The sequence below is a fragment of the Streptomyces sp. NPDC036764 genome, assembly GCF_055609385.1.
The window spans coordinates 124427-137521 of sequence record NZ_JBVJPT010000020.1; the positions used below are offsets into that span (position 1 = coordinate 124427).

Consider the following 13095-nt stretch of genomic DNA (forward strand, 5'->3'; position numbering starts at 1 on the left):
ACTCTCTTGATATTGAGACGCCCCCTCCGAGCTGCACCGACGAGCGAAAATGTCACCTCTGGTGATCACTCGGACGCTTCTCGTGTGAAGATCACCGCTCATCCCTGTTCATGATCCTTCGTCAGGTGGTGGAGATCACAAAGCTTGTGTAATACCCCGTGTCGCAGATCACAGAGCGGCGGGCATAAGATGCGAGGCAGTTGGGCTTGTGACCTGCTTCACATGTTCTCGATCTTCGCCGGGACGAGCGGGGCTCGTGGGACCGGTGGGGCGGCTGTGAGCCCAGTGCAACCGCCAGCAGTCAGTGCCGACTGAGAGGAGCGAGGAGCGGTGAACGCGTATGCGCCCATCCTCGTACTGGGAGCCCTCGGGGCAGGCTTTGCGATCTTCTCCGTGGTCATGGCCACGCTGATCGGTCCGAAGCGGTACAACCGGGCCAAGCTCGAGGCCTATGAGTGCGGTATCGAGCCGACCCCCACGCCGGCCGGCGGCGGGCGCTTCCCGATCAAGTACTACCTGACGGCGATGCTCTTCATCATCTTCGATATCGAGATCGTCTTCCTCTACCCCTGGGCCGTCACCTTCGACTCCCTGGGGATTTTCGGGCTCGTGGAGATGCTGCTCTTCGTGCTCACCGTCTTCGTCGCGTACGCGTACGTATGGCGGCGCGGCGGCCTGGAATGGGACTGAGGGGCCTTTAGACATGGGACTCGAAGAAAAGCTGCCGAGCGGATTCCTGCTGACCACCGTCGAGCAGGCCGCGGGCTGGGTGCGCAAGTCGTCCGTCTTCCCGGCCACCTTCGGCCTCGCCTGCTGTGCCATCGAGATGATGACCACCGGCGCCGGCCGCTACGACCTGGCGCGCTTCGGCATGGAGGTCTTCCGCGGATCCCCGCGCCAGGCCGACCTGATGATCGTCGCCGGCCGGGTGAGCCAGAAGATGGCGCCGGTGCTCAGGCAGGTCTATGACCAGATGCCGAACCCCAAGTGGGTGATCTCCATGGGGGTCTGCGCCTCCTCGGGCGGCATGTTCAACAACTACGCGATCGTGCAGGGCGTCGACCACATCGTCCCGGTCGACATCTATCTGCCGGGCTGCCCGCCACGGCCCGAGATGCTGATGGACGCCATCCTCAAGCTCCACCAGAAGATCCAGTCCTCCAAGCTCGGCGTGAACGCCGAGGAGGCGGCACGCGAGGCGGAGGAAGCGGCGCTCAAGGCCCTGCCCACGATCGAGATGAAGGGGCTGCTGCGGTGAGCGACGCGAACGGCACCAACGGGGCGAACGGGTCGAACGGGGTCAACCCCGAGAAGGACCTCTCCGCCTCCAACCTCCCGGGCCAGCGCGGCCAGGGCGGCGAGGAGATCCGCGTCCAGCGCGGCATGTTCGGCGCCACCAACGGCGGCGACACCTCCGGCTACGGCGGCCTCGTCCGCTCCGTCCGGCTGCCGGGCCCGGCGAGCCGCCCCTACGGAGGCTGGTTCGACGAGGTCGCCGACGAACTCGAAGGCGCGCTCGAGGAACAGGGCCTCCTGCCCGACAACGCCATCGAGAAGACGGTCGTCGACCGGGACGAGATCACCTTCCACATCGAACGCGAGCACCTGCTCCGCGTCGCCCGCACCCTGCGCGACGACCCGGCCCTGCGCTTCGAACTGTGCACCGGAGTCAGCGGCGTCCACTACCCGAGCGACAAGGGCCGGGAGCTGCACGCCGTCTACCACCTGCGCTCGATCACCCACAACCGGCTGATCCGACTCGAAGTCAGCGCCCCCGACAGCGACCCGCACGTCCCGTCGCTGGTCTCCGTCTATCCGACCAACGACTGGCACGAGCGCGAGACCTACGACTTCTTCGGCATCGTCTTCGACGGTCACCCCGCCCTGACGCGGATCATGATGCCGGACGACTGGCAGGGCCACCCGCAGCGCAAGGACTACCCCCTCGGCGGCATCCCCGTCGAGTACAAGGGCGCCCAGATCCCGGCTCCGGACCAGCGGAGGTCGTACTCGTGAGCAACACACAGTCAGCAGCCGCTTCCGCATCCGCGCGCGAGACCACCGAGGGCACCGTATATACGGTCACCGGCGGCGACTGGGACGAGGTCGTCGAGGCCGCGGCCCGTGCCGACGACGAGCGCATCGTCCTCAACATGGGCCCCCAGCACCCCTCCACCCACGGAGTGCTCCGCCTGATCCTGGAGATCGACGGCGAGACGGTCACAGAGGCCCGCTGCGGCATCGGTTACCTCCACACCGGCATCGAGAAGAACCTCGAGTACCGGACCTGGACGCAGGGCACCACGTTCGTGACGCGCATGGACTACCTGACGTCCTTCTTCAACGAGACCGCCTACTGTCTCGCCGTCGAGAAGCTCCTCGGCATCGAGGACGAGATCACCGAGCGCGCCAAGATCATCCGGGTGCTCCTGATGGAGCTGAACCGGCTCTCCTCCCACCTGGTGTGCATCGCCACCGGCGGCATGGAGCTCGGCGCCACCACGATCATGATCTACGGATTCCGTGATCGTGAAATGATTCTCGACATCTACGAGCTCATCACGGGCCTTCGGATGAACCACGCGTACATCCGGCCCGGCGGACTCGCCCAGGACCTGCCGCCCGGCGCGGTGGACCAGATCCGCGAGTTCGTGAAGAAGATGAAGAAGAACCTCCCGGAGTACGACAAGCTCGCCACCGGGAACCCCATCTTCAAGGCCCGCATGCAGGACGTCGGCTACCTCGACCTGGCCGGCTGCATGGCCCTCGGCGCGACAGGCCCGATCCTGCGTTCCACCGGTCTCCCGCACGACCTGCGCAAGTCGCAGCCGTACTGCGACTACGAGACCTACGACTTCGAGATCCCGACCGCCGACACCTGCGACTCCTACGGGCGCTTCCTGATCCGCCTGGAGGAGATGCGCCAGTCGCTCGGGATCGTCGAACAGTGCCTGGACCGGCTCCAGCCCGGCCCGGTCATGGTCGCCGACAAGAAGATCGCCTGGCCCGCCCAGCTCGCCCTGGGCCCCGACGGGCTCGGCAACTCCCTCGACCACATCAAGAAGATCATGGGCACCTCCATGGAGGCCCTGATCCACCACTTCAAGTTGGTCACCGAGGGCTTCCGCGTCCCGGCCGGACAGGCGTACGCGGCCGTCGAATCGCCCAAGGGCGAGCTCGGCGTGCACGCCGTGTCCGACGGTGGCACCCGCCCCTTCCGGGTCCACTTCCGCGACCCGTCCTTCACCAACCTTCAGGCCATGGCGGCGATGTGCGAGGGCGGCCAGGTCGCCGACGTCATCGTCGCCGTCGCGTCCATCGACCCCGTGATGGGAGGCGTCGACCGGTGACCACCTCTTCTTCCGAGCGGGGCGTCAGCCTGGGCATGCCCGAACTGCCCGCGCCCGGCTACCCGGACGACGTTCGGGCCCGACTGGAGACCGACGCGCGCGAGATCATCGCCCGCTACCCGGACTCCCGGTCCGCCCTCCTGCCGTTGCTGCATCTCGTGCAGGCGGAGGAGGGCCACGTCACGCGCACAGGGATGCAGTTCTGCGCGGACGTACTGGAGCTGACCACGGCCGAGGTCACCGCGGTCGCCACCTTCTACACCATGTACCGGCGCAAGCCGAGCGGTGACTACCAGGTCGGCGTCTGCACCAACACGCTGTGCGCGGTCATGGGCGGCGACGCGATCTTCGAGGAGCTCCAGGAGCACCTGGGCGTCGGCAACGGCGAGACCACGGGCGACGGCAAGGTCACCCTGGAGCACATCGAGTGCAACGCCGCCTGCGACTTCGCGCCGGTCGTGATGGTCAACTGGGAGTTCTTCGACAACCAGACCCCCGCCAGTGCCAAGCGCCTCGTCGACGACCTGCGCGCGGGCAGGGACGTCGAGCCCACACGCGGGGCCCGGCTGTGCACCTTCAAGGACACCGCGCGGATCCTGGCCGGCTTCCCCGACGAGCGGCCCAGGGCCGTCGAGGAGGGCGGCAGTGCGGGACCGGCCTCGCTGGTGGGCCTCCGCCTGGCCAAGGGGGAGACCGCACCCGCGCGCGTGGTCCATCCGCGCGACGGCGGCCCGCACGAGGAGCCGCAGGACAGGACAGCGCACCAACCGTCGTCGGCTGAACACCTCAGCTCGCACGACGCGCCGCAGGAATCGTCCGCGTCCGACCCAGCCCACCCGGCAGGGCCTGTCGCCGAGGAGGGGGAGTGATGACGTTGGCACCAGAGCTGAAGGAAAACAGCCCCGAGAAGCTGCTCGCACCCGTGCTGTCGGCCTTCTGGGACGAGGACAGGTCCTGGACGCTGGACGTCTACCGAAGGCACGAGGGGTACGAGGGGCTCCGCAAGGCGCTCGCGATGTCGCCGGACGACCTGATCGCGTACGTCAAGGATTCCGGTCTGCGCGGGCGCGGCGGCGCGGGATTCCCGACGGGAATGAAATGGCAGTTCATTCCCCAAGGTGATGGAAAGCCGCACTATCTAGTTGTCAACGCCGACGAATCGGAGCCCGGGACCTGTAAGGACATCCCGCTCCTCTTCGCGAACCCGCACAGCCTCATCGAGGGCATCGTCATCGCGTGTTATGCCATCAGGTCTTCGCATGCCTTCATCTATCTGCGTGGTGAAGTCGTCCCTGTTCTGCGGCGGTTGCACGAGGCCGTGCGCGAGGCCTACGCGGCCGGCTTCCTCGGCGAGAACATCCTCGGCAGTGGCCTGAATCTCGAACTCACCGTGCACGCCGGCGCCGGCGCGTACATCTGCGGTGAGGAGACCGCACTGCTCGACTCGCTCGAAGGCCGCCGTGGACAACCGCGGCTGCGTCCCCCCTTCCCCGCGGTGGCAGGTCTCTACGCCTGCCCGACTGTTGTGAACAACGTCGAGTCGATCGCGTCGGTTCCCGCGATCCTGCACCGGGGCAAAGAATGGTTCCGCTCGATGGGCAGCGAGAAGTCCCCGGGCTTCACGCTCTACTCGCTCAGCGGCCATGTCGCCAGCCCCGGCCAGTACGAGGCCCCGCTCGGCATCACCCTGCGCCAGCTCCTTGAGATGAGCGGCGGGATGCGCCCGGGCCATCGCCTGAAGTTCTGGACGCCGGGCGGCTCCTCGACGCCGATGTTCACCGACGAGCACCTCGACGTCCCCCTCGACTACGAGGGCGTCGGCGCCGCCGGTTCCATGCTCGGCACCAAGGCCCTGCAGTGCTTCGACGAGACGACCTGCGTCGTACGCGCCGTCACCCGCTGGACCGAGTTCTACGCCCACGAGTCCTGCGGCAAGTGCACACCCTGCCGCGAAGGCACGTACTGGCTCGTGCAGTTGCTGCGCGACATCGAGGCCGGCAAGGGCGTGATGAGCGACCTCGACAAGCTGAACGACATCGCCGACAACATCAACGGCAAGTCCTTCTGCGCACTCGGCGACGGCGCCGCCTCGCCGATCTTCTCCTCGCTGAAGTACTTCCGCGAGGAGTACGAGCAGCACATCACGGGCCGTGGCTGCCCCTTCGACCCGGCCAAGTCGACGGCCTGGGCCGACCACCGCACGGAGGTGAACGCATGACTGTGACCACCAGCGCTCCCTCCGGAGGGGGAGAGACGGCGGTCCCGCCGGAGGATCTCGTCTCGCTGACCATCGACGGCGTCGAGATCAGCGTGCCCAAGGGCACCCTGGTCATCCGCGCCGCCGAGCAGCTCGGCATCGAGATCCCCCGCTTCTGCGACCACCCCCTCCTCGACCCGGCCGGCGCCTGCCGCCAGTGCATCGTCGAGGTAGAGGGCCAGCGCAAGCCGATGGCGTCCTGCACCATCACGTGCACGGACGGCATGGTCGTCAAGACGCACCTCACCTCCCCGGTCGCGGAGAAGGCCCAGAAGGGTGTGATGGAGCTCCTGCTCATCAACCACCCGCTGGACTGCCCGGTCTGCGACAAGGGCGGCGAGTGCCCGCTGCAGAACCAGGCCATGTCGCACGGCCAGTCCGACTCCCGCTTCGAGGGAAAGAAGCGGACGTACGAGAAGCCCGTGCCGATCTCCACACAGGTCCTGCTCGACCGCGAACGGTGCGTGCTGTGCGCCCGCTGCACCCGGTTCTCCAACCAGATCGCGGGCGACCCGATGATCGAGCTCCTTGAGCGGGGCGCGCTCCAGCAGGTCGGCACCGGCGAGGGCGACCCGTTCGAGTCGTACTTCTCCGGCAACACCATCCAGATCTGCCCGGTCGGGGCACTCACCTCGGCGGCGTACCGGTTCCGCTCCCGCCCCTTCGATCTGGTGTCGTCCCCGAGTGTGTGCGAGCACTGCTCCGGCGGCTGCGCCACCCGCACCGACCACCGGCGCGGCAAGGTCATGCGACGCCTCGCGGCCAACGACCCCGAGGTCAACGAGGAGTGGATCTGCGACAAGGGCCGGTTCGGCTTCCGCTACGCCCAGCAGCGCGACCGGCTCCAGACGCCGCTCGTGCGCAACGCCGAGGGTGAACTGGAACCCGCCTCCTGGCCGGAGGCACTCCAGATCGCAGCTCAAGGCCTGCTCGCCTCCCGCGGCCGCACCGGCGTGCTGGCCGGCGGCCGGCTCACCGTCGAGGACGCCTACGCGTACAGCAAGTTCGCGCGCGTGGCGCTCGACACCAACGACATCGACTTCCGCGCGCGCGTGCACAGCGGCGAGGAAGCCGACTTCCTTGCCGCGCGGGTCGCCGGTCACGGCCGTGACCTGGACGGTACGGGTGCCACGTACACCTCCCTGGAGAAGGCACCGGCCGTCCTGCTGGCCGGGTTCGAGGCCGAGGAGGAGGCGCCCGGGATCTTCCTGCGGCTGCGCAAGGCATGGCGGGGGCACGGCCAGAAGGTCTTCTCGCTCGCCACGCACGCGACGCGCGGCCTGGAGAAGGCCGGCGGCACGCTGCTGCCGGCCGCTCCCGGCACCGAGACGGAGTGGCTGGACGCGCTCGCGAGCGGCGTCGGCCTGGACGGGGCCGGCGCGCAGGCGTCCGAGGCGCTGCGCACCGAGGGCTCGGTGATCGTCGTCGGCGAACGGATGGCCGCCGTCACGGGCGGGCTCACCGCCGCCGTACGGGCCGCGACCGCGACCGGCGCCGAGCTGGTGTGGATCCCGCGCCGGGCGGGGGAGCGCGGTGCCGTCGAGGCGGGCGCGCTGCCGACGCTGCTGCCGGGCGGACGTCCCGCGACCGACCCACGCGCACGTGAGGAGGTCGCCGCCGTCTGGGGGCTGGCCGAACTCCCGCTCCGCTACGGCCGCGACACCGGCCAGATCGTGGAGGCCGCCGCGACCGGCGAACTCCAGGCCCTGCTCGTCGCAGGCGTCGAGGTCGGCGACCTGCCCGACCCGGCACGCGCGCGTGAGGCGCTCGGCGAGGTCGGCTTCGTGGTGTCGCTGGAGCTTCGGCCCGGTGAGGTGACCGAGCTCGCCGACGTCGTGCTGCCGGTCGCCGCGGTCGCCGAGAAGGCCGGCACCTTCCTCAACTGGGAGGGCCGGGTGCGCTTCTTCGAGGCCGCGCTCAAGCCCGACCAGATGACCCGCCGGCTGGCCCCGACCGACGCGCGGGTCCTGCAGATGCTGGCCGACGCCATGGACGTACACCTGGGTCTGCCGGATCTGCGCACCACGCGCGCGGAGATCGACCGGCTCGGCCCCTGGGACGGACCGCGGGCCACCGAACCCCTGGAGAGCGCGCCCCAGTTGCCGCGGCCGGCCGCCGGTGAGGCAGTCCTCGCCGGGCACCGGCTGCTGCTCGACCAGGGCCGCCTCCAGGAGGGCGACGAGGCGCTCGCCGGCACCCGGCACGCCGCCCACGCGCGTGTGTCGGCCGCGACCGCCGCCGAGGCCGGCGTGAAGAACGGCGACGTCCTCGCCGTCACCGGCCCCGCCGGAACCGTGGAACTGCCGTTGCAGATCACCGAGATGCCCGACCGGGTGGTGTGGCTCCCGCTGAACTCCGTGGGTGGCGGCGTCGCCTCCGACTCCGGGGCACTGCCCGGCTCACTCGTCCGCATCGGCCCGGCGACCCTCGCGTCCGAGGCCCCCGAGGAGGTGGAGGCATGAGCCCTTTCCTCGCCGCTGAAGACCTCTCGATGTTCGGCCGCGACCCCTGGTGGCTGGTCGTCATCAAGGCGGTGTTCTGCTTCGCCTTCCTGATGGTGACCGTGCTGTTCTCCATCGTCTGGGAGCGCAAGGTCGTCGCCTGGATGCAGTTGCGCATCGGGCCCAACCGGCACGGCCCCTGGGGCATGCTCCAGTCGCTCGCCGACGGCATCAAGCTGATGCTGAAGGAAGACGTCATCGTCAAACGCGCGGACAAGGTCGTCTACGTCCTCGCACCGATCGTCGCGGCCATCCCGGCCTTCATGGCGATCGCGGTGATCCCCTTCGGCCCGGCCGGCAACGAGATCTCGATCTTCGGCCAGCGCACCACGATGCAGCTCACCGACCTGCCGATCGCGATGCTCTACATCCTCGCGGTCGCCTCGGTCGGCATCTACGGCATCGTGCTGGCGGGTTGGAGTTCCGGATCCACCTACCCGCTGCTCGGTGGCCTGCGCTCCTGCGCGCAGATGATCTCCTACGAGATCGCGATGGGCGCCGCGTTCGCCTCGGTGTTCCTCTACTCCGGTTCGATGTCGACCTCGGCGATCGTCGAGGCCCAGCAGGACCGCTGGTACGTCGTGCTGCTGCCGGTCTCCTTCATCATCTACATCATCACGATGGTCGGTGAGACCAACCGCGCCCCGTTCGACATGCCGGAGTCCGAGGGCGACCTGGTCGGCGGCTTCAACACCGAGTACTCGTCGATCAAGTTCGCGATGTTCATGCTCGCCGAGTATGTGAACATGGTGACGGTCTCGGCCGTGTCGGTGACGCTCTTCCTGGGCGGCTGGCGGGCCCCGTATCCGGTCAGCACCTTCTGGGAGGGCGCGAACCACGGCTGGTGGCCGCTCCTCTGGTTCGTGATCAAGGTCCAACTGCTGCTGTTCTTCTTCATCTGGCTGCGCGGCACGCTCCCGCGCGTGCGCTACGACCAGCTCATGAAGCTCGGCTGGAAGGTCCTCATCCCGGTCTCCGTCGTCTGGCTGATGCTCGTCGCGACCGTGCGGACCCTGCGCAACGAGAACTACGACTTCGCCGACATCGCCCTCTACGTCGGCGGCGGCGTCCTCGCGCTGCTCCTGCTCTCCTTCGTCGTCGACATGTTCCGCGAGAAGGCGAAGGGCGCCGAGACAGCCGCCGGGGAACCGGCCGCGTTCGACGCGATGGCGGGCGGATTCCCCGTACCGCCGCTGCCGGGGCAGGAGTTGCCCCCGGTGCCGCGTCGCCGCTCGCACCGCGAGCGGGAGCTGATTGTCAGTGGTGGGCCCGATACTCAGAGTGACGGATCTCTGGATGGAAAGGAGGCGTCCGATGGCTGAGGAGCCCAAGGAGACCAAGCCCGGTTTCATGAACCCCGTCGCAGGCTTCGGCGTGACCTTCAAGGCCATGTTCAAGAAGCGGCTGACCGAGCAGTACCCGGAGCAGCAGAAGACCACAGCTCCGCGCTTCCACGGACGGCACCAGCTCAACCGCCATCCGGACGGCCTGGAGAAGTGCGTCGGCTGCGAGCTGTGCGCCTGGGCCTGCCCCGCCGACGCCATCTATGTGGAAGGCGCCGACAACACCGACGAGGAGCGCTACTCGCCGGGCGAGCGGTACGGCGCCGTGTACCAGATCAACTACGCCCGCTGCATCCTGTGCGGCCTGTGCATCGAGGCGTGCCCCACGCGCGCGCTCACGATGACCAACGAGTTCGAGCTCGCCGACTCCAGCCGCGCCAACCTCATCTACACCAAGGAGCAGTTGCTCGCCGGTCTCGAGGACGGCATGGTCGACTCCCCCCACGCCCTCTACCCGGGGACCGACGAGCAGGACTACTACCGCGGTCTGGTGACCGAAGCCGCTCCCGGCACGGAGCGCCAGGTCGCCGTCTCCAAGGGTGAGAAGCCGGAAGAACGGGAGGTGGAGGCATGAGCGCGCAGCTCGCCGCCTACTCCACCTCCACCGGAGAGGCCTTCCAGTTCTGGATCCTCGGCACCGTCGCCGTCATCGGCGCCCTGTGCACCGTCTTCATGAAGAAGGCAGTGCACAGCGCGCTCTGCCTGGCCGGGACCATGATCGTCCTGGCTGTCTTCTACCTCGCCAACGGTGCCTACTTCCTGGGCATCGTGCAGATCGTCGTCTACACCGGCGCGATCATGATGCTGTTCCTGTTCGTGGTGATGCTGGTCGGCGTGACGGCGGCGGACTCCCTGAAGGAGACCATCAAGGGCCAGCGCTGGCTGGCCCTTCTGTGCGGGCTCGGCTTCGGCATCCTGCTGATCGCGGGCATCGGGAACGCCTCCATCACGGAGTTCAACGGCCTCGCCCAGGCGAACGCGAACGGCAACGTGGAGGGCCTGGCCGCCCTCATCTTCACCAAGTACGTCTTCGCCTTCGAGATCACCGGCGCCCTGCTGATCACGGCCGCCATCGGTGCCATGGTGCTCACGCACCGCGAGCGCACCGAGCGGGCCAAGACGCAGCGCGAGCTGTCCGAGGAGCGCATCCGCGAAGGCAAGCACATCCCGCCGCTGCCGGCCCCCGGCGTCTACGCCCGGCACAACGCCGTGGACATCGCGGGCCTGCTGCCCGACGGCACCCCCTCCGACCTCACGGTCAGCAAGACGCTGCGCGAGCGCGGTCAGATCCGTGACGTGTCCACCGAGGCGCTCAACGACCTGCGGGCGCTGGAGCAGCGGGCGGAGGAGCGGCTGGAGCGGACCGCCATCGAGCCGTCGGCCTTCAAGCGGCCCGAGGAGGCATCGAAGTGAACCCGGTCAACTACATCTACCTCGCGGCCCTGTTGTTCACGATCGGCGCCACCGGCGTGCTGATCAGGCGCAACGCGATCGTCGTGTTCATGTGCATCGAGCTCATGCTCAACGCCTGCAACCTGACGCTCGTCGCCTTCTCCCGGATGCACGGCAACCTCGACGGCCAGATCATCGCCTTCTTCACGATGGTCGTCGCCGCCGCGGAGGTCGTCGTCGGGCTCGCGATCATCGTGTCGCTGTTCCGTTCCCGCCACTCGGCCTCGGTCGACGACGCCAGCCTGATGAAGCTCTGAGGGGTCGGAAGAAATCGTGGAGAACCTGATTGCGCTGCTGATCGCGGCGCCCCTGCTCGGAGCGGCCGTACTGCTGTGCGGCGGCCGGCGCCTCGACGCCGTCGGCCAGTGGATCGGCACGCTCCTTTCGTTCGCCTCCTTCGCCTTCGGCGTGGTCCTCTTCGCCGACCTGCTGGGCAAGGATCCCGAACAGCGCACCCTCACCCAGCACCTGTTCAGTTGGATCCAGGTCGAGAGCTTCCAGGCGGACGTCGCCTTCCGCCTCGACCAACTGTCGATGACGTTCGTGCTGCTGATCACCGGCGTCGGCTCGCTGATCCACCTGTACTCGGTCGGGTACATGGAGCACGACGAGCGGCGCCGCCGCTTCTTCGGCTATCTGAACCTGTTCCTCGCGGCGATGCTGCTGCTCGTCCTCGCCGACAACTACCTGCTGCTGTACGTCGGCTGGGAGGGCGTCGGTCTCGCGTCGTACCTGCTGATCGGCTTCTGGCAGCACAAGCCCAGCGCTGCCACCGCCGCGAAGAAGGCCTTCCTGGTCAACCGCGTCGGCGACATGGGCCTGTCGATCGCGATCATGCTGATGTTCCTGTGGTTCGGCACCTTCGCCTTCGGACCGCTGCTCGGCGGCGAGGGGGAGCCGGGCCTGGTCGGTGACGCGAGCGAGGGCAAGCTCACCGCGATCGGCCTGATGCTGCTGCTCGCCGCGTGCGGCAAGTCCGCCCAGGTGCCGCTGCAGTCCTGGCTCGGGGACGCGATGGAGGGCCCGACCCCGGTCTCGGCCCTCATCCACGCCGCGACGATGGTGACCGCGGGCGTCTACCTGATCGTCCGCTCCGGGGCCATCTTCAACGCCGCGCCCGACGCGCAGTTGGTCGTCACGATCGTCGGTGCCGTCACGCTCCTCTTCGGTGCGATCGTCGGTTGCGCGAAGGACGACATCAAGAAGGCGCTGGCCGGCTCGACCATGTCGCAGATCGGCTACATGGTCCTCGCCGCCGGTCTCGGCCCCATCGGCTACGTCTTCGCGATCATGCACCTGGTGACGCACGGCTTCTTCAAGGCCGGGCTGTTCCTCGGCGCCGGATCCGTCATGCACGGCATGAACGACGAGGTCGACATGCGCAAGTACGGCGGTCTGCGCAAGTACATGCCGGTCACCTTCGTCACCTTCGGTCTCGGCTACCTCGCGATCATCGGCTTCCCGGGCCTGTCCGGCTTCTTCTCCAAGGACAAGATCATCGAGGCCGCCTTCGCCAAGGGCGGCACCGAGGGCTGGATCCTCGGCGGCTGCGCGCTGCTGGGCGCCGCGATCACGGCGTTCTACATGACGCGCGTGATGCTGATGACGTTCTTCGGCGAGAAGCGCTGGCAGCCGGACGAGAAGGGCAACGAACCGCATCCGCACGAGTCGCCCAAGGTCATGACGATCCCCATGATCGTGCTGGCCGTCGGGTCGGTCGCCGCAGGTGCGTTCTTCAGCATCGGCGACCGCTTCATCCACTGGCTGGAGCCCATCACCGGGCACGACCACGGTGACGCGCCGCTCAGCGCGGGGGTCATCACCGGCGCGACCGTCGCGTGCATGGTCATCGGCGTCGCCATCGCCTACGGCCAGTACGGCCGCCTCCCGGTTCCGGCCGTCGCCCCGCGCGGGTCGGTGCTCACCCGGGCCGCCCGGCGCGACCTGTACCAGGACGACTTCAACCACGTCGTCCTCGTCCGCGGCGGCGAGCACCTCACGCGGTCCCTGGTGTACGTCGACCACACCCTGGTCGACGGCGTCGTCAACGGCACGGCGGCCTCCGTCGGCGGCCTGTCCGGACGGATGCGCAGGCTCCAGAACGGCTTCGTGCGGTCGTACGCGGTCTCGATGTTCGGAGGTGTGGCGATCCTCATCGCCGCGACCCTGCTGATGAGGGCGGTCTGATACCG

At 68.3% G+C, this 13095-nt stretch carries 12 protein-coding genes; all 12 read left to right on the plus strand.

Annotated elements, in window-relative coordinates:
• The first annotated feature begins 330 nt into the window (after nt 1–330).
• Genes ACZ69Q_RS42510 through nuoL form a run of 12 tightly spaced genes read left to right on the plus strand, consistent with a single transcriptional unit; the run spans nt 331 to nt 13090 of the window.
• On the plus strand, nt 331–690 hold the full coding sequence (locus ACZ69Q_RS42510) for an NADH-quinone oxidoreductase subunit A (protein WP_030950624.1): 360 nt from the start codon (nt 331–333) through the stop codon (nt 688–690).
• A gap of 13 nt (nt 691–703) precedes the next feature.
• The gene (locus tag ACZ69Q_RS42515) at nt 704–1258 is read left to right on the plus strand and encodes a NuoB/complex I 20 kDa subunit family protein (RefSeq protein WP_018528252.1); all 555 of its coding nucleotides are present in this window, start codon (nt 704–706) and stop codon (nt 1256–1258) included.
• Nucleotides 1255–2016, plus strand: a complete 762-nt coding sequence (locus ACZ69Q_RS42520; protein ID WP_471053516.1) for an NADH-quinone oxidoreductase subunit C — start codon at nt 1255–1257, stop codon at nt 2014–2016. Before ACZ69Q_RS42515 ends, ACZ69Q_RS42520 begins: the two co-directional genes overlap by 4 nt.
• Nucleotides 2013–3350 (plus strand): NADH-quinone oxidoreductase subunit D, encoded by a 1338-nt coding sequence (locus ACZ69Q_RS42525; RefSeq protein WP_471053518.1) that lies wholly within the window; start codon nt 2013–2015, stop codon nt 3348–3350. Before ACZ69Q_RS42520 ends, ACZ69Q_RS42525 begins: the two co-directional genes overlap by 4 nt.
• A complete protein-coding gene (gene nuoE, locus ACZ69Q_RS42530) occupies nt 3347–4219 on the plus strand; it encodes an NADH-quinone oxidoreductase subunit NuoE (RefSeq protein WP_471053520.1) in 873 nt (290 codons plus the stop codon). Before ACZ69Q_RS42525 ends, nuoE begins: the two co-directional genes overlap by 4 nt.
• Nucleotides 4219–5568 carry an NADH-quinone oxidoreductase subunit NuoF gene (gene nuoF, locus ACZ69Q_RS42535; protein ID WP_471053523.1) on the plus strand — a complete coding sequence of 450 codons (1350 nt, stop codon included), beginning with the start codon at nt 4219–4221 and terminating at the stop codon, nt 5566–5568. The genes nuoE and nuoF overlap by 1 nt, the downstream gene beginning before the upstream one ends.
• Entirely contained in the window at nt 5565–8069 is a 2505-nt protein-coding gene (locus ACZ69Q_RS42540; protein WP_471053524.1) for an NADH-quinone oxidoreductase subunit G, read from the plus strand. Before nuoF ends, ACZ69Q_RS42540 begins: the two co-directional genes overlap by 4 nt.
• Complete coding sequence (gene nuoH / locus ACZ69Q_RS42545; protein WP_471053526.1) at nt 8066–9430, plus strand: NADH-quinone oxidoreductase subunit NuoH; 1365 nt, start codon at nt 8066–8068, stop codon at nt 9428–9430. The genes ACZ69Q_RS42540 and nuoH overlap by 4 nt, the downstream gene beginning before the upstream one ends.
• Nucleotides 9423–10025: an NADH-quinone oxidoreductase subunit NuoI gene (nuoI, locus tag ACZ69Q_RS42550; RefSeq protein ID WP_471053529.1), complete on the plus strand. Its 603-nt coding sequence runs from the start codon at nt 9423–9425 to the stop codon at nt 10023–10025. Before nuoH ends, nuoI begins: the two co-directional genes overlap by 8 nt.
• Nucleotides 10022–10864: an NADH-quinone oxidoreductase subunit J gene (locus tag ACZ69Q_RS42555; RefSeq protein ID WP_471053532.1), complete on the plus strand. Its 843-nt coding sequence runs from the start codon at nt 10022–10024 to the stop codon at nt 10862–10864. The genes nuoI and ACZ69Q_RS42555 overlap by 4 nt, the downstream gene beginning before the upstream one ends.
• The gene (gene nuoK / locus ACZ69Q_RS42560; RefSeq protein ID WP_107904232.1) at nt 10861–11160 is read left to right on the plus strand and encodes an NADH-quinone oxidoreductase subunit NuoK; all 300 of its coding nucleotides are present in this window, start codon (nt 10861–10863) and stop codon (nt 11158–11160) included. The genes ACZ69Q_RS42555 and nuoK overlap by 4 nt, the downstream gene beginning before the upstream one ends.
• A 16-nt stretch (nt 11161–11176) precedes the next feature.
• Entirely contained in the window at nt 11177–13090 is a 1914-nt protein-coding gene (gene nuoL, locus ACZ69Q_RS42565; RefSeq protein WP_471053535.1) for an NADH-quinone oxidoreductase subunit L, read from the plus strand.
• Nucleotides 13091–13095: the final 5 nt, after the last annotated feature.